Raw genomic sequence first — 17751 nt, forward strand, 5'->3', positions numbered from 1 at the left:
CGCAGCCCGGCGGGAACAGCCAGCGCTCGTCATAACGTCAAACCGTACGCGAATACTGAACCGCCTGACCTGTCTCCAGATACGCATCGAACGCCATGGCCACGTTGCGCATCATCAATTGGCCCTGGGGCAGCAGCACCAGCGAGTCGGGGTGGATCTCCAGCAGGCCGTCGCGCACCAGTTCCTCAAGCCGGACCAGGGCATCGGCAAAGTACTCGTTGAAACCCACACCGTGACTGATCTGAATCCGGTTGAAATCGATCCGCCCATGGCACATCAACTCGCTGATGACCTCGCGGCGCAACCGATCATCGTCGCTCAGGCGATAGCCCCGCTGCACCGGCAGCAGGCCTTGATCCAGGCGAGCGTAGTACTGGGAAAGCTCCTTGACGTTCTGACCATAGCTGTCACCGACCTTACCGATCGAAGACACGCCCAGGCCGATCAAATCGCAATCGGCATGGGTGGAATAGCCCTGGAAGTTACGTTGCAGCGAGCCCTGTGCCCGAGCGCGCACCAACTCGTCGTCCGGCAAGGCGAAATGGTCCATGCCGATGTAGACATAACCGGCTTCGGTCAGACGATTGATGGTCAACTCCAGCAACTCCAGCTTGCGCTCCGGCGGTGGCATGTCTTCGGGTCGGATCATCCGTTGCGCCCGCACCCGTTGCGGCAGATGCGCATAGCTGTAGGCGGCGATCCGGTCGGGACGCAGGGCGATGATCTTGCTCAGGGTCACATCGAAACTGGCGATGGTTTGCAGCGGCAGACCGTAAATCAAATCGACGCTGACCGACTTGAAACGCGCCAAACGGGCAGCCTCCACCAACTCGACCACCTGGGCCTCGCTCTGCACCCGATTGACCGCGGCCTGCACCTGGGCATCGAAATCCTGGACGCCGAAGCTCAGGCGATTGAACCCCAGTTGGCGCAGCCCCTGGATCTGTTGCGCGCCGATGGTCCGCGGATCGACCTCGATGGAAAACTCATGGGCGTCACTGTCGTCCATGTCGAACGACTGATGCAGACACTCCATCAGCTCGGCCAGTTGCTCATGGATCAGATAGGTCGGCGTGCCACCGCCCAGGTGCAGTTGCGTCAGTTTGCGCGAACGATCAAACAGTGCCGCCTGCAAGCCAATTTCGCGCTTGAGGTAAGTCAGGTATTCAGCGGCGCGATGAGTCTTGCGGGTAATAATCTTGCTGCACGCGCAGTAGTAGCAAAGGCTCTGGCAGAACGGAATATGGATGTAGACCGACAACGGCTTGGGCACCGGCGCCTGGTTGCTCAGCTCGGCGGCCTGGCGGTACTCATCCATGGCAAAGGCCTGATGAAACTGCGGGGCGGTCGGATAGGAGGTGTAGCGCGGCCCCGGACAGTCGTACTTCTCGACCAGGGCGCGATTGAAAGCGGATACAGCATTCATGATGGGGTCAACCTGTCAAAGGGGCCGGTCAAAATGCCTGCGTCGTCGGGAGCTGGATCAAACAGATTGCAGATCGCATCCACACTCAGGCGCCCGGCGGGCAAGATGCCGATAAAACGGCTGGTCAATTCGATCAAGCCCTGGCTGCGCAACGCCTCCAGCTGCGGCCAGATGGACGCGAAGTAGTCGCGCAACACCAGCCCGAAACGCGCTTCCATGGCCGGGATATCCAGCTCCAGATCGCAGGCAAGTTGCTCGGTCACTGCGGCCCTGAGCTGGTCCTGCGCTTCACAGCGCCAGCCGCGCGACACCGGCAACTGCCCGGCGTCCAGTTGCTGGCAATACTCAAGCAGGTCATCGGTGTTCTGCACGTACAAGTGTTCGATCTGAGTGATGGCCGCCAGGCCGAAACCCAAGTGGTCACAGCAACCGCGCCGGGTGAAACCCTGGCAATTGCGATGCAGGCGCCCGTGCTCTTGGGCGACGGCCAGGTCATCGTCTGCCCTGACGAATTGCCCCAGCCCGATGTAGTGATACCCCGCCCCGGTCAGTTGCTCACAGCAGATCCGGCGCATGGTGTCTGTATCGGCCTGGCTGCTGAAGGCTCCCGCCTGCTGGTGTTTTTTTGAACGATAGCGATATGGCGCATGGGCGTAGTCGAACACGTGCAGTCGGTCTGGCTCCAGCTCGATCAGCGTGGCCAGTTTGCGCGCGAAGCTATGGGGCGTTTGCCAGGCATGACCATAACCGAGGTCGATGTTGATGGAACGGAAGCCAAAGGTTCTCGCGGCATCGATCAGCGAATGAATCGGTGCGGGGTTCTGATAGCAATCAACGGATAAATCGCTGTCCAGGCCAATGTCCGGCACACCGATGCTGACGTGGGTGAACCCCTGGTCGCGAATCAGCCCCATGGTGGACCAGTCGGTGTGATGCAGGTCGACCTCGATGCTGTGTTCGGCGCTGTCGTATTCGCCGAACTCGAAACGCTTACGCAGGTCATCCATCAGCCGCTGCAAATGGGCGATCACCGGCGTGCCGCCGGTCAGGCAAAACGCCTCGACCCGACGTCCTGTGCCCAAGTGACAACCGACCAGGCCGATTTCATAGGTCAGGTGTTGCAGGTAGCCCTCGATCTCGCCACACCGACACACGCTCGCCAGGGGCGAACACGATGACAAACGCAAACGCGAAGGCAGATGCACCGCCAGGGACAGCGGCCGCCGTTTATGGCGGCTGTCGCGCAACTCCCGGAGCAGATCCAGCGAGCCAACGCCCGTATGGAATTTGCGCGTACCGACCGGGCAATCGACATCAGCCACCGCCGGGATACGCTGCGGGGGGCTATCGCCGAGGGTGTGGAACAGGTCAAACATGACAATCTCCGAGTGGCTGCGCAGGCACAGTGTCGGACTTAACCTGGTGGGGCGCCTTGACCTGTATCAAGCGCCTTGGATACCGGCCGCAACGGCTCACCAGGTCAGGTAAAACATACCCTTGGCCAACAGTACGATCGCCACCAGATGGATAAACACACTGGTATGGATGATCCGCACGTAACGGGCGTTCATGCGCCCGCTTCTGAACAGCCACATGGCCCACAGAAAATGCCCCAGCACACTGCCCGCCAACACAATCTTGAGCCCCAGCAGCAAGCCGAACGAGGACGCCAGCGGCGCCGACAACACCGACCAATAGCGCAACCAGACCATGGCAGCGCCGGCACCGAACAGCGTCAGCAATACCCAGGGCATCAACTGCCGGGCGCGCCGGCTGATGCCCTGCTCCAGCAGCACCATGACTTTGGCGGGCAGCTGTTTGCGGATGCTCTCCAGGAACAACACCTCAAAGAACACCGTGCCAATGAAAACCAGCGCGGCAAACAGGTGCAAGGTCAGAAACAGCGGGTAACTCATGGACGCCTCGGTCGCCCTTGATCATCGGGCGATGGTTTATTCGAGGTTATCCCGTGGCGTCGGATTGGGGGTTGATGCCAATCAAGGAAACCCGAAACCCGATACCGCACCTGTGGGAGCGAGCCTGCTCGCGATAGCGTCGGTTCAGCTTGCATCCCATCGACTGACAAACCGCTATCGCGAGCAGGCTCGCTCCCACAAGGGTTGCGCGGACCCAAAAGCGTCAACAGAACGTTACCTTTTCCTGAAACCGTTCCTACCGCTGATCAGCTAGTTCTTTTTTTTGACACTTGCCCGATATGCGGTCACAACTTTCGCGCTCCTGCGGGTCATAACACGGTGGCCGCCGATGGAATATTGGCTTCTACCGTGGTTCCAGCCCGATACGGAGATAAGCTCATGATTTTCAACGTACAAAATTTTGGCGCCAAAGGAGATGGCATCACCGACGACACGGCGGCGATACAAAGTGCCATTGATGCGGCGGCTGCCGCAGGCGGCGGGCAGGTGTACATGCCGACCGGGACCTACATCGTTTCGGCCGGCGAGGAACCCTCCGACGGCTGCCTGATGCTCAAGAGCAACGTCTATTTGTACGGCGACGGCATGGGCGAAACCACCGTCAAGGTGGCCGACGGCTCCGACACCAAGATCACCGGCATCATCCGCTCGGCCTACGGTGAAGAAACCCACGATTTCGGCGTCAGCCACCTCACCATCGACGGCAACCGCGACAACACCACAGGCAAGATCGACGGCTGGTTCAACGGCTACATTCCCGGCGAAGAAGGCTACGACTCCAACGTCACCCTCGACAGCGTCGAGATCAAGGATTGCTCCGGGTACGGCTTCGACCCCCACGAGCAGACCGTCAACATGGTCATCAAGAACAGCGTGTCCCACGGCAACGGCCTGGACGGTTTCGTTGCTGACTTCCTCAGCGACAGCACCTTTGAGAACAACGTCGCCTACGACAACGACCGCCACGGTTTCAACGTCGTCACCAGCACCCACGACTTCACCCTCACCAATAACGTTGCCTACAACAACGGCGGCAACGGCATCGTGGTGCAGCGCGGCAGCGAGGACATCCCCTCTCCCAGCAACATCACCATCACCGGCGGCGAGGTGTATGGCAACGGCGGCGAAGGCGTGCTGATCAAGCTCTCCAGCGACGTCACCGTCAGCGGCGTCGACATCCACGACAACGCCAGCGCCGGGATTCGCATCTACGGCAGCAACCACGTGGAAGTCATCGACAACACCCTCAACAATAACTCCCTGGGCAATCCGGTACCGGAAATCATCATCCAATCCTACGACGACACCCTGGGCGTGTCCGGTCGCTACTTCAACGGCAGCGATAACCTTATCCAGGGCAACATCATCAGCGGCAGCGACCTGTCGACCTACGGTGTTGCCGAACGCAATGAAGACGGCACCGACCGCAATGCGATCATCGCCAACACCATCAGTCACACCAGCAAGGGCGCCACGCTGGTCTACGGCGACGGCAGCTATGTCAGCGCCACGGTACCGGTGACCACCGTACAAGGCACGCCCGGCAACGACACCCTGGTGGGCAGCAGCGCCAATGAGATTTTCTATGGCGGGGCCGGCAACGACACCATCAACGGTGGCGCGGGTGACGACATCCTGGTGGGTGGCGCGGGCATCGACAGACTGACTGGCGGCACCGGCGCCGACACGTTCCGCTTCGCCAGCCAGTCCGACAGTTACCGCAACGCCACCACCAGCTTCGACGACACCATCACCGATTTCGACGTCACCCAGGACAAGATCGACCTCGCGGACCTGGGCTTCACCGGCCTGGGCAATGGCCGTGGCGGTACATTGCAGATCAGCTACAGCGCCAGCAGCGACCGCACCTACATCAAGGATTACGATGCCGACGCCAGCGGCAATCGCTTCGAGCTGATTCTGTCGGGCAACCTGACCAGCACCCTGACGACCAGCAACTTCATCTTCAATCGGGTGGTCACCGGCACCAGTGGCAGTGACTCGCTGATCGGCAGTGACTCGGCCGACACCCTGCTGGGCCTGGCGGGCAACGACAGCCTCAGTGGCGGCGCGGGCGACGACAAGCTCGACGGCGGCGCCGGCATGGACACCCTCACCGGTGGCACCGGGGCCGATATCTTTGTGTTTTCCAACCGCCTGGACAGCTACCGCAATTACAACACCGGCGGCGTCAACCTCGGCGATGTGATCACCGATTTCGATGTCAGCGCCGACAAGATCGATCTGTCGGCCATGGGCTTCACCGGCCTTGGCGACGGCAAGAACGACACCGTGTACGTGGTACTCAACAGCGCCGGGACCAAGACCTACATCAAATCCCTGACCGCTGACGCCAATGGCAACCGCTTCGAAGTGGCGCTGGAGGGCAATTACCTCAACACGCTGACCAGCGCCAATTTTGTCTTTGCCACTGCGTCGCCGACCAATCAGGCACCGGTGCTGGCTACGCCACTGCTGGACCAGAACGCGACCGAAAACACCCCGTTCAGCTACGTGGTACCGGCCACCAGTTTTACCGACCCGGACAACGACAGCCTCAGCTACACAGCCAAACTGGCTGACGGCAGCGCCCTGCCCAACTGGCTGGTCTTCGATGCCGCCACGCGTACCTTCAGCGGCACGCCAAGCGATACAGCATCAGGCACGTATTCCATACAGGTCACGGCGACCGACGGCAGCAACGCCACCGTCAGCGACAGCTTTACCCTGGCGGTGCAGGACGTGCCCGCCGCGCCCATTGTGATCAATGGCACGCCGAACAACGACACGCTGACCGGTACCGCGGCCAACGAACAACTGTATGGCGGCGCCGGTAACGACACCCTCAATGGCGGGGCTGGCAACGACATTCTGGTAGGCGGCACCGGCGTGGACAAACTCACCGGCGGTGCGGGTGCCGACGTGTTTCGCTACACCTCAAAGCTCGACAGCTACCGCACCAGTTCCACCAGCGCCAGTGACCAGATCCTCGATTTCGACGTGTCTGCCGACAAGATCGATGTATCGGCCCTAGGCTACACCGGACTGGGCAATGGCCAGGGCGGCACGCTGCTGGTGACCTACAGCAGCTCGACCAACCGCACCTACCTCAAGGACCTCACGGTCGATGCCAACGGCAACCGCTTCGAAGTGTCGCTGGCGGGTAACCTGGTCAGCAGCCTGACCGCCAGTCATTTCGTCTTCGCCGACCAGAACACCCCCAGCAATGTGGCGCCCGTGGTGGTTATTCCCCTGCTCGACCAGAACGCCACCGAAAGTACGCCGTTCAGCTACACCGTCACCTCCGACAGCTTCAGTGATGCCAACCAGGATGTACTGACCTACACCGCCACCCTGGCCGACGGCAGTGCCCTGCCCGCCTGGCTGACTTTCAATGCCAGCAATCTGACTTTCGCCGGCACGCCGACCAGCACTGCGGCAGGCAATTACAACGTACTGGTCAAGGCCACCGATCCGTCAGGTGCCTCGGTGAGCGACAGCTTCGCCCTGGCAGTGGCCGATGCGCCGGCCAATACCATCACCGGAACCCACAACGCCGACTCCCTCACCGGCACCGCAGGCGCGGACTTGATCCTCGGCCTGGGCGGCAACGACACGATCAGGGCCGGCACTGGGGCGGACATTGTCGATGGTGGCGCCGGTCGCGACTCGTTGTACGGCGGCGACGGAGCCGACACCTTCCGCTACACCAACGTGCTCGACAGCTACCGCGACTACGACACCGGCGGCGTCACGGCCACGGACACGATCTATGACTTCACCGTGGGCGTCGACAAGATCGATGTCTCCGGCCTGGGCTTTCTCGGTCTGGGCAATGGCAGCAACGGCACGCTGTACATGACCCTCAACTCGGCCGGCGACAAGACCTATGTCAAATCCAGCGAAGCGGACGCCGACGGCAATCGTTTCGAAATCGCCCTGAGCGGTAACTACCTCAACACCCTGACCGCCGATGACTTCGTGTTCGGCGAGCGCGCCCAGCAGGACATCCTCTACCTGCCGACCCTCGGCCAGTCCAATGCACGCCTGCTGCGCATGACCGAGGACGATGATCAGTCCGGTACGTCAATGCTGGTCAATGACCTGAGCAGGTACACCACCTATGACGTTCGCAGTCAGTTCGAGGATGCCGACGGAAATGGCATCGACATCGCGGTGGGTGGCAGTACAGTCAATGGCCTGTCGACCCTGGGCGCCGAAGAGCTCAAGTTGTGCTGGTGGCTGACCGACACCAACCAACCGGGGCCTGCGCTGTTGCGCGCCGTGGCGTTGCTGCAGGATCAGCTCGCCGAGCTCAGGGCCATCGACAACGTCACCCTGGGCATCGTTTGGGGCCAAGGCGAGGAAGCGGCCCAGGAGATCGCCCGTGCCTCCGACAAGGAAGCTGCGGCGGCAGCCTACAAGACCGCCACGCTGGCCGTGTTTGATTACCTGCACGCCCAGTTCGGCAGTTTCAACGTGTACCTGATGGAGACCGGGCACTACCAACAGGACGCGGCGCGTGCCCGTGGTTATTCGGAAGAAAAGATCGCTGACATTGTTGAAGGTGTCGGTTATGTCCGCGCCACCCAGGAGGCCATCGCCGCCGAGCGCGCGGACGTGAAACTGGCCGTGGACTACACCGATCTGCCCTTGCGCTACGAAGTCGATCCGCTGGTGTATCCCGACGACGTCTGGCACTTGCACGAGGAATCGGCGGAAATCGTCGGCCAGCGCCTGGCCGATTACATCGCCGACGACTTGGGTTTCCAGGGCAATCCCGATGACAACAACAGCGTGCAGGACATTTTCGACGACGCTCAGAACGAAGGCGGGATGATTTCCGGCACCGACCAGGACGACACGCTGGTGGGCAGCTCGGGCAATGACACGCTGGATGGCGACTTGGGCGCCGACACCCTGACCGGTGGCGATGGCAACGATATTTATGTGGTTGATAACGCGTTCGATACGGTGGTGGAAACCAATACCTCAACCGCACAGATCGACACAGTGCAGGCCTCGGTCAGTTGGACTTTGGGCGATAACCTGGAAAATCTGTTGCTCACCGGCGTATCGGACATCAACGGCACCGGCAATGAGCGGCGCAATTTCATCACCGGCAATGCCGCCAATAACGTACTCGATGGCGCCGCCGGCGCCGACAGCATGAGCGGGGGCGATGGCAACGACACCTATTATGTCGACAACACCGGCGATGCCGTTATCGAAACCAACAGCAACCCGGTGTCTGGCGGGATCGACAGCGTGCACAGCAGCCTGACGGCCTATACCCTCAGCAACAACGTCGAGAACCTGTACATCGATACCCCCGACGCCGCCAACGGCACCGGGAATGCGTTGGACAACATACTGTTTGCCGGGGCCGGCAACAACGTGCTGGACGGCCGCGACGGCAATGACACGGTGTCGTTTGAACGGGCCATGGCCGGTGTCACGGCCACCCTGTCCACCTCCGCGCAACAGAACACCGTGGGTTCGGGCCTCGACACCTTCAAGTATGTCGAGAACCTGACCGGCAGTGCCTACGCCGACAACCTGACGGGTAACAGCGGCGCCAACGTGCTCAACGGTGGGGCGGGCAACGATACGCTGGTGGGTGGCTCAGGCGATGACCGGTTGATCGGCGGCGCGGGCACCGACAGCCTGAGCGGCGGCACGGGCGCAGACACTTACGTCTTCGAGGCGCTGACGGACATGGGCGTCGGGGCGTTACGCGATGTCATCAGCGGTTTCAAGAGCACGGAGTTCGACCAACTGGACTTCACCGGGTTGGACGCCAATCCGCTGACCGCCGACATCGACGCCTTCACCTTCATTGGCAGCAATGCCTTTGGCGCCGATGCCACCGGTCAACTGCGTTTTGCCGATGGCATCCTCTACGGCAGTGTCGATGCCGACGCCAGTGCCGAGTTCGAATTCGAACTGGTGGGGGTCAAGGAGCTGCATGCCAGCGACTTCACGGCCTGACGGGAGCAGGCAGATCTATCAACCATCAGGGACCGGGACTCTGGCGGAAACTCACCGCCAGCCGGTTCCAGCTGTTGATGGTGCTGATCGCCAGCGTGAGGTCGACCAACTCCTCCTCGCTGAACACGGCGCGGGCCTGGGCAAAGACCTCATCCGGCACCTGGCTGTCGGCTAACAGCGTTACCGCCTCGGTCCAGGCCAGGGCGGCGCATTCGCGGGGGCTGAAAAAACCACTGTCGCGCCACACTGCTACGGCGAACAGGCGCCGCTCGCTCTCGCCCAGGCGGCGCGCATCCACCGAGTGCATGTCGGTGCAGAACGCACAGCCGTTCAGCTGCGAGGCACGGATCTTGATCAGATGCACAAGTCCCGGTTCTATACTCAGGCGACTGCTTAGCGCTTCAAGGCCAATCATGGCTTTCATCGCCCTTGGGGACGCACTGTAGTAATCCAGACGCTGGCTCATGGCGAACTCCGTGATGATCTGTACCTGCACGGTAGGACGTGAGCAGGCTGCGCGACAGATCCAATCGGTCGAAAAACACCGGACCATTTCCCAGCCAGGCCAATTGGCGCGATTTTCTTCACGCAACTTCTTTGCATTCGCACAATGCGGTTAATCTTGCGCCTTTGAGGGCTGGCGCCAAACAATCGCTCAGGAGCGCGCGGGTATGGAACTTCATGTTGTCATCAACGGCCGCAAGGACCTGGCGGGCCAGTTGTATCAACAACTGCGCAGCGCCATCGAAAGTGGGCGCCTGGCCGCCGGCACGCAACTGCCGCCCAGCCGCTTGCTCGCTGAACAGCTGGGCGTCTCGCGCAAGACCGTGTCCGACACCTACACCCAACTGACCTACGAAAACTTTCTCACCGGTATCATTGGCAGAGGCACCTACGTCAATGCCCGCCCGGCCCCAATCGTGCGCAAACAAAGCCACCGCGAGCTGGCCGGTGCCGATGTCGTCGAGACCTGGCGCAACATGCCGGACCTGATGCGCCATCCCACCCTTGAAGGTGCGCTGCGTTACGACTTCATCGGCGGCGCCACCGGCAAGGGTCAGTTTCCCCTGGACGACTGGCGGCGTTGCACCGCTCACGCCTTGCGCCAGATCGCCAGCGCCAAGGGCTTCTACAGCCAGCCCGAGGGCTTGCCGGCGCTGCGCAATGCCATTGCCCGGCATATTGCATTTTCCCGTGGGGTCAATTGTCAGGACGATGACGTGGTGGTGTGCAACGGCGCACAACAGGCCCTGGACCTGATCTCGCGGGTCTTGACCCGGTCGGGCAGCCTGGTGGCCATGGAGGACCCGGGATATCCGCCGGCGCGCCTGCTGTTTGGCTCCCACGGCGCCACGGTGGCCGGGATACCGGTGGATGACCAGGGTATGCGGGTAGACCTCATACCCGACGGCACGAGCCTGATTTATGTGACGCCATCCCACCAGTTTCCCTTGGGCATGCCCATGAGCCAGGCCCGCCGCGAGGCCTTGCTGGCGCGGGCCTACGCGTTGGGGGCAATCATCATCGAGGATGATTACGACAGCGAATTCCGTTACGAAGGCCGGCCTGCCGACTCACTGCAAAGCCTGGACGAACGCGGGATCGTGGCCTACGTCGGCACCTTCTCGAAAACGCTGTTGCCGGAGCTGCGCCTCGGTTACGCGATCCTGCCACCGGCGATTCTCGAAGCGGTGATCCTGGCCAAGCGCCTCACCGATCAACACACCTCCACCCTGCCCCAGTGGGCACTGGCCAAGTTCATTGCCGAGGGCTGCCTGCTCAAGCACATCCGCCGCTGCCACACGCTGTATGCCGGGCGCCGTGAGCGAATCCTGGCGCGCATGGCCGGGGACCTCTCGCCCTGGTTCGAGGCGGTTCCCACAACCGCAGGCTTCCACCTGGCAGTGCTGTGCAAGGTGCCCATCGACCTGGCGCTGGTGATCGAGCTGGCGAGAAAAGCCGAAGTCGGGCTGTACAGTCTCGACGGCTTTTTCAATGAGGCTGCGGTGCGTCCCGGCCTGTTCCTGGGTTTCGGCGCCATTGACACCCTGGACATCGACATCGCCCTGGACCGCTTGCGAGACATTTTGCAGCAGGTCACTTGAGCCATTGGACTGGGCATTTATCCGCCCATTGGCTGTTTTAGCCTCGCCATTACAGGCCTATCCTGCTGGGGTCTCGTTGATGTCGAGCCAAATCCCGTCCGACTTGATTCAGGAGCCAGAACCATGACTCGCCAGGTGATCAATACCGTACAGGTCCAAGCCGCCGCTGGTCGCTCGGAAGAACTGGGCCGCCAGTTGCAGCAAATCGTCGAAACCCTGCGCGCGCAGCCTGGGTGCGATGCCTACATGGTTGACCGTTGCCCGGACGACGGTGACCGCTGGACCGTCAGCGCTCGCTGGCAATCGGAAGCGGCGATGCAAGCCCATTTCAACTGCCCCGAGGTGCAAGGTTTTATCGGCCTGATCGACAACCACCTGGCCCGAAGCGTGGACTTCAACCGCTGACACCCACGCCCGTAGGAGCTGTCGAGTGCAACGAGGCTGCGATCTTTTCCCAGCCACTTGAGTCTCAAGCGAAAGATCAAAAGATCAAAAGATCGCAGCCTTCGGCAGCTCCTACAGGGGGTTACCTTTCAAGTTTGGTGGAGCGCGGTATTGGTCTACCCGCCTTCTTAAAGATTGGACGTTTGTTTGCACCACCGTGGGGCTTAGGGTGAATCCATCGCCGCGCCAGCGCGAACTCACTCAAACCCACGAAGGTCATTGCAATGAAAACCCTCTACCTGATCGCCACCCTCAGTCTGCTGCCTCTGGCCCCGGTCTATGCCCACGAAACCGCCCCTTCGGAAAAGGTCAACGTACTGCAGGAGAAGATGCTGAAGAACCTGCCGGGTAAAAAAACCATGATGCTGACGGTCGACTACGCCCCCGGCCAGTCGTCCGTTGCCCACAAACATGAAGGAACGGCCATGGCCTATGTGCTGGAAGGCGCCATCACCTCCCAGGTCAAAGGCGAGCCGGCGAGGACCTACAAGGCCGGGGAGTTCTGGTACGAAGCAGCGGGTTCCGAGCACTTGGTTTCAAAAAACGCCAGCTCGACCGAACCGGCGAAATTGCTGGTGTTCATGGTGATGGGGGAGGATGAAGCGGTGTTGATTCCGCTGAAGAACTAACCGATCGCACCACAGTTTCCCTGTGGGAGCGGGCTTGCTCGCGAAGGCGGTGCTCCAGTCAAAATTTTGTTGGCTGACACACCGCTTTCGCGAGCAAGCCCGCTCCCACAAGGGATCTCTATTCCAAACTGGCATGAAAAAGCCCCGCATCTCTCGATGCGGGGCTTTTTCATTCAACGCCGGATCAGTTGGCCGTTACGACCGCCTGACCACTCAACGCCAGGTCCAGCAGTTCGCGGTTGGCGACCGCGTACATGGCGTAGTCCGTGCCACTGGCGGCACGGATGTCCACCAGCATGGCACGCCAGCGCTCGACCATGTCGTGATGCTGCTCCAGCCACAGCGCCAGGCGAGTTTCCACCTCCTGGGTGCCGTCGCCCTGCTGCAGGACCGAAATGGTGATCGCCCGTTGCTGCCAGTCGACGTCATCACGGAACGCTTCACGGGCCAGGGCCTGCCAGTTGTTTTCCACCGGCAGCGCGCTGATCTGTTGCAAGTACCAGGTGATGTCCAGGGCACTGCCTACGGCGAAGTAAGCCTTGGCCACATCGGCGGCGTTCTGGCCGGTGACATCGGACGCCTCGATGATCGGCAGCAAGGTGTACAGGTGCGTAGTGCCTGCAACCATGCGCGCCAGCAGTTCCGGCACGCCGGCTGCTACGTAGGCCTGGTAGCGGGTCTGCCAGCCTTCACGGGTCGGGCCTTCCAGCAGTTCGTCGAGCTTGAGGCCCAACGCCGCCAGGTGCGGACCGAAGTGAGCCACGTCACGGGCAGCGTTCTGCTCGTTGCGGCGGCTGCGCAGGAACCAGCGCGTCGCACGACGACCCAGGCGCATCAGCTCGTCCATCAGCTCCAGTTGCACGTCAGCCGACACCTGGTGATCCAGGGCTTCAATCTGACGGAACCAGTGCGGGAGATGGAAGATGTCCCGCACAATCACGTAAGCGCCCGCCACGTTCGCCGGGCTCATGCCGGTGGACTCTTTGAGCCGCTGAACGAAGGTGATGCCCATGTGGTTGACCAGGTCGTTGGCGATCTGGGTGCTGACGATCTCGCGCTTGAGGCGATGGCGACGCATGGCTTCGGAGAACTTGCTCACCAGAGTCGGCGGGAACGCGGTCTCCATGTCACGGGTCAGGTAATCGTCATCCGGCACCTGGGAGTTGAGCAGCGCTTCCTTGAGGTCGATCTTGCTGTAGGAGATCAGCACCGACAGTTCGGCACGGGTCAGGCCTTGGCCCGCCGAGACGCGTTCGGCCAGTTGTTCTTCGGCCGGCAGGAACTCGATGGCGCGATCCAGCTTGCCTCGTGCCTCCAGATCGTTCATCAGGCGCTTGTACTCGGCAATGCGCACGAATGCCCGGCGTGCCGCCAGGGACAGGGCCTGGGTCTGCTTGTAGTTGTTGCCCAACACCAGGCCACCGACTTCGTCGGTCATGCTGCCAAGCAACTGGTTACGTTGCTTCTCGGTCATGTCGCCGGCCTGCACCACTTCATTGAGCAGGATCTTGATGTTCACTTCGTGGTCGGAGCAGTCCACACCACCGGCGTTGTCGATGAAGTCGGTGTTGGTGGCGCCGCCATGCAGGCCGAACTCGACACGACCCAGTTGAGTCATGCCCAGGTTGCCACCCTCGCCCACCACCTTGCAGCGCAGTTCGTTGCCGTTCACGCGCAGCGCATCGTTGGCCTTGTCGCCCACATCGGCGTGGCTTTCGCTGCTGGCCTTGACGTACGTGCCGATACCGCCGTTCCACAACAGATCCACCGGCGCCTTGAGCAAGGCGTTGAGCAGCTCGGTCGGGGTCAGTTTGTCGGCCTTGATGTCGAAGCGTTCTTTCATCTGAGGCGAGATGGCGATGCTCTTGGCGCTGCGCGAGAAGATACCGCCGCCTTCGGACATGATGCTGGTGTCGTAGTCGGTCCAGGCCGAACGCGGCAAGTCGAACAGACGCTGGCGCTCGGCGAAGCTGCTGGCAGGCTCCGGGTTCGGGTCGATGAAGATGTGCAGGTGGTTGAAGGCTGCCACCAGCTGCAACTTGTCAGACATCAACAGACCGTTACCGAACACGTCGCCGGCCATGTCGCCAACGCCCACCACGGTGATGCTGTCTTCCTGGACATTGATACCGCGTTCACGGAAGTGACGCTGTACGCCGACCCACGCGCCCTTGGCGGTGATGCCCATTTTCTTGTGGTCGTAGCCAGCAGAACCACCGGAAGCGAACGCATCGCCAAGCCAGAAGCCGTAGTCGATGGCGATGCCGTTGGCGATGTCGGAGAAGGTCGCAGTGCCCTTGTCCGCAGCCACTACCAGGTACGGGTCATCGCCGTCATGACGCACGACATTGGTCGGCGGAACCAGTACGCCTTCCTTGAGGTTGTCGGTGATGTCCAGCAGGCCGGAGATGAAGATGCGATAGCACGCCACGCCTTCGGCGGCGATCTCGTCCCGGCCACCGCCCAACGGCAGGCGTCGCGGCAGGAAACCGCCTTTGGCGCCCACCGGCACGATCACCGAGTTCTTCACTTGCTGGGCCTTGACCAGACCCAGCACTTCGGTACGGTAGTCTTCTTCACGGTCGGACCAGCGCAGGCCACCGCGAGCAACGTTACCGAAGCGCAGGTGCACGCCCTCGACCCGAGGCGAATACACGAAGATCTCGAACTTGGGCACCGGTTTCGGCAGTTCCGGGATCAGGTGCGGGTTGAACTTGAAGCTGAAGTAGGACTTGTTCTGGCCGTTGGCGTCGGTCTGGTAGAAGTTGGTCCGCAGGGTGGCCTTGATCAGGTCCAGGTAGCGACGCAGGATGCGGTCTTCGTTGAGCACCTGGACGTCGTCCAGCGCCGTGAGGATCGCCTGTTCCAGACGCAACTGCTTGTCTTCCAGGTCGTCGCCGCTGAGTTTGCGCGCCAGGTAGAAGCGGGTCTTGAACAACCGGGTCAGTTCGCGAGCGATGTCGGTGTGGTTGTTCAGCGTGCTGGCGATGTAACCCAGGTCGAAGCCCAGGCGGATCTGCTTCAGGTAACGGGCGTAGGCACGCAGCAGCGCCACGTCGCGCCATGGCAGGCCGGCAGTCAGCACCAGGCGGTTGAATGCATCGTTCTCGGCATCACCACGCACGATGTGGACAAAGGCGTCCTGCAAGGTGTCGTTGAGCTGCTGGATGTCCAGGTCCAGGCCTTCGGCGGCGGTGAACGCGAAATCATGAATCCAGAACTCGCGGCCATTGGTGTGGCGCAGGCGATACGGGAACTCGCCCAACACGCGCAGGCCGAGGTTCTCCAGGATGGGCAACACATCGGACAACGCCAGCGGCGTGTCGGCGTGATACAGCTTGCAGTGCAGCTCGCGCTGGCCGGAAACCTGGCCCAGCGGCTGGTAGAAGCTCATGACCAGCGGATTTTTTTCGTTCAGGCTCAGCAGGTGCTGCATGTCGACCACGGCCGAATGCGCGGCAAAACGCTCGCGGTAGCCGGCCGGGAAGCCTTTCGGGAAGTCGGACAGCACGTTGGTGCCCTGGGCTTCGCCGAAGCTTTCGATCACCAGGCTGGCGTAGTCGTCCTTCCAGCTGCGGCAGGCCTGCACCACTTCTTTTTCCAGCAAGACCGGGTCGATGTCGAGACGATTCTTCGGGTCCACCCGCAGGATCAGCTGTACACGGGCCAGCACGGATTCGGAGAAGAAGGTCCAGAACTCGCAGTCCGAGGCTTTCAGACGCTCCATCAGCACTTGCTGGATCTTCTGGCGCACTTCGGTGGAATAGATGTCACGCGGCACATAGGCCAGGCAGTAGCAGAAACGGCCATACGGGTCTTTACGCAGGAATACGCGGATCTTGTTGCGTTCCTGGATCTGCACGATGGACATCACGGTGCTGAACAGCTCGTCCACCGGGGTCTGGAACAGATCGTCACGGGGCAGCACTTCGACCACCTGGGCCAGTTCCTTGCCCAGGTGCGCCTTGGCCTGGAAGCCAGAGCGACGTTCGATTTCCTCGACCTTGCGACGGATGTAAGGGATCACGCGCACGCTTTCGCCATACACCGACGAGGTGTACAAGCCCATGAAGCGGCATTCCTTGATGACCTTGCCATCGGCGTCGATCTCACGGATCGACACGTAGTCCGGGTAAGCCGGACGGTGTACGCGGCTTGGGTGTGCGGCTTTGGCGAACGACAGCGGAGTCGGTTCGCGCAGGTAGTTGACGGCGTAGTCTTCAATGCGCAGGTCATCGACCGTGAGGCCGGCACGCAGCAGTTTAGTCAGGCCGAGGAACGAATCGGCGTCGTATTCGATATGGCCGCCATCGGCGTCATCACGAACCACGAATTCTTCATAGCCCAGGAAGGTGAAGTGGTTACCCACCAGCCATTCCAGGAAACTCTTGATTTCACCTTTTTCGTCGGCATCGATAGCGTAGGCGCTGCTGTCCAGATTCGACAGAATATCCTGGACCTTGGCTTTCATCGGCTCGAAATCAGCCACCGCCACGCGCACTTCGCCCAGCACCTGCTCAAGTTCCTTGCTCAGGACGTTGAGTTCGGCGGCGTTGGCGCAGCGGTCGATTTCAAGGTACATCAGCGATTCTTGGAGGATGCCATCGCCTTGGGTGCCTTTGGGCAGGATTTCCAGCAACTCGCCCTTGTTGCCGCGACGCACGCTCAACACGGTGGTTTGCAGGGTATGGATGCTGTAACCGCGACGGTTCAGTTCGGTGCGGACCGAATCCACCAGAAATGGCAGGTCGTGGTGCAACACTTCCACCGCCGTATGGGTCGACTGCCAGCCGTGGCGTTCGTAATCCGGGTTGTAGACACGGACCTGCGGCTGCGTGTGATCGAAGCGCTCAAGCAGGCGCCAGGCAGACAGGGTGCAGCCGGCGAGGTCGGACAACCGGCGCTGGGTAAGTTCATCGAGGGAAATGATGCCGAAGAATTGTTCAGCGAACAGCGCCACTTGTGGCAGTGCCTGTTCACTGATGTGCTGCGCCAGTGCCGCTTGCAGTTGATGCTGGAAGTCGGCTTTGCTGGCTGCGGTGAAGAACGCCATCTGTGGTACTCCGCTTGGGCTTGTTATTGATGGAAGCGTCGCGTGCAGCCCTTTTTCAGGGCTGTCGGCCATCCTGTTCCTGATTCTCGGGCAGAGGAAACAGGACGACAGGTGGGTGAAGCTGGACAGGACCGGCAGGTCACATCCTTTTCCATGTAATTTCCAT

General features: G+C 61.2%; 9 protein-coding genes. 4 read left to right on the forward strand and 5 right to left on the reverse strand.

What is annotated here, in order from left to right:
* Positions 1-37: 37 nt before the first annotated feature.
* The 3 genes from hemN to BMY45_RS14025 form a co-directional block, all read right to left on the reverse strand.
* The gene (hemN, locus tag BMY45_RS14015; protein ID WP_092398492.1) at positions 38-1426 is read right to left on the reverse strand and encodes an oxygen-independent coproporphyrinogen III oxidase; all 1389 of its coding nucleotides are present in this window, start codon (positions 1424-1426) and stop codon (positions 38-40) included.
* Positions 1423-2802: an oxygen-independent coproporphyrinogen III oxidase gene (locus BMY45_RS14020; RefSeq protein ID WP_092398494.1), complete on the reverse strand. Its 1380-nt coding sequence runs from the start codon at positions 2800-2802 to the stop codon at positions 1423-1425. Before BMY45_RS14020 ends, hemN begins: the two co-directional genes overlap by 4 nt.
* 96 nt (positions 2803-2898) lie before the next feature.
* On the reverse strand, positions 2899-3342 hold the full coding sequence (locus BMY45_RS14025) for a CopD family copper resistance protein (protein WP_092398496.1): 444 nt from the start codon (positions 3340-3342) through the stop codon (positions 2899-2901).
* A gap of 399 nt (positions 3343-3741) precedes the next feature.
* Here BMY45_RS14025 and BMY45_RS14030 point away from each other — a divergent pair, with 399 nt between their 5' ends.
* On the forward strand, positions 3742-9354 hold the full coding sequence (locus BMY45_RS14030; protein ID WP_092398498.1) for a putative Ig domain-containing protein: 5613 nt from the start codon (positions 3742-3744) through the stop codon (positions 9352-9354).
* A gap of 25 nt (positions 9355-9379) precedes the next feature.
* Here the strand turns inward: BMY45_RS14030 and BMY45_RS14035 are convergent, their stop codons facing one another.
* A complete protein-coding gene (locus tag BMY45_RS14035) occupies positions 9380-9820 on the reverse strand; it encodes a carboxymuconolactone decarboxylase family protein (protein ID WP_092398500.1) in 441 nt (146 codons plus the stop codon).
* A gap of 205 nt (positions 9821-10025) precedes the next feature.
* Here BMY45_RS14035 and BMY45_RS14040 point away from each other — a divergent pair, with 205 nt between their 5' ends.
* The 3 genes from BMY45_RS14040 to BMY45_RS14050 all read left to right on the forward strand — a co-directional run bounded on the left by BMY45_RS14040 (position 10026) and on the right by BMY45_RS14050 (position 12532).
* Positions 10026-11459, forward strand: a complete 1434-nt coding sequence (locus BMY45_RS14040) for a MocR-like pyridoxine biosynthesis transcription factor PdxR (protein WP_092398502.1) — start codon at positions 10026-10028, stop codon at positions 11457-11459.
* 123 nt (positions 11460-11582) lie between these two features.
* Entirely contained in the window at positions 11583-11864 is a 282-nt protein-coding gene (locus BMY45_RS14045) for a putative quinol monooxygenase (protein WP_092398504.1), read from the forward strand.
* Positions 11865-12127: 263 nt separating this feature from the next.
* Positions 12128-12532, forward strand: coding sequence for a cupin domain-containing protein (locus BMY45_RS14050; protein WP_092398506.1), 405 nt, complete (start codon positions 12128-12130; stop codon positions 12530-12532).
* A gap of 184 nt (positions 12533-12716) precedes the next feature.
* Here BMY45_RS14050 and BMY45_RS14055 read toward each other — a convergent pair whose 3' ends face one another.
* Positions 12717-17585 (reverse strand): NAD-glutamate dehydrogenase, encoded by a 4869-nt coding sequence (locus BMY45_RS14055; protein ID WP_092398508.1) that lies wholly within the window; start codon positions 17583-17585, stop codon positions 12717-12719.
* Positions 17586-17751: the final 166 nt, after the last annotated feature.

It is taken from the genome of Pseudomonas sp. NFACC39-1 (genome assembly GCF_900110355.1).
Taxonomy (GTDB): Bacteria; Pseudomonadota; Gammaproteobacteria; order Pseudomonadales; family Pseudomonadaceae; genus Aquipseudomonas; species Aquipseudomonas tehranensis.

Coding starts and splice junctions, on each gene's coding strand:
- hemN (WP_092398492.1), bottom strand. CDS start 1,426: ATGAATGCTGTATCCGCTTTCAATCGCGCCCTGGTCGAGAAGTACGAC.
- BMY45_RS14020 (WP_092398494.1), bottom strand. CDS start 2,802: ATGTTTGACCTGTTCCACACCCTCGGCGATAGCCCCCCGCAGCGTATC.
- BMY45_RS14025 (WP_092398496.1), bottom strand. CDS start 3,342: ATGAGTTACCCGCTGTTTCTGACCTTGCACCTGTTTGCCGCGCTGGTT.
- BMY45_RS14030 (WP_092398498.1), top strand. CDS start 3,742: ATGATTTTCAACGTACAAAATTTTGGCGCCAAAGGAGATGGCATCACC.
- BMY45_RS14035 (WP_092398500.1), bottom strand. CDS start 9,820: ATGAGCCAGCGTCTGGATTACTACAGTGCGTCCCCAAGGGCGATGAAA.
- BMY45_RS14040 (WP_092398502.1), top strand. CDS start 10,026: ATGGAACTTCATGTTGTCATCAACGGCCGCAAGGACCTGGCGGGCCAG.
- BMY45_RS14045 (WP_092398504.1), top strand. CDS start 11,583: ATGACTCGCCAGGTGATCAATACCGTACAGGTCCAAGCCGCCGCTGGT.
- BMY45_RS14050 (WP_092398506.1), top strand. CDS start 12,128: ATGAAAACCCTCTACCTGATCGCCACCCTCAGTCTGCTGCCTCTGGCC.
- BMY45_RS14055 (WP_092398508.1), bottom strand. CDS start 17,585: ATGGCGTTCTTCACCGCAGCCAGCAAAGCCGACTTCCAGCATCAACTG.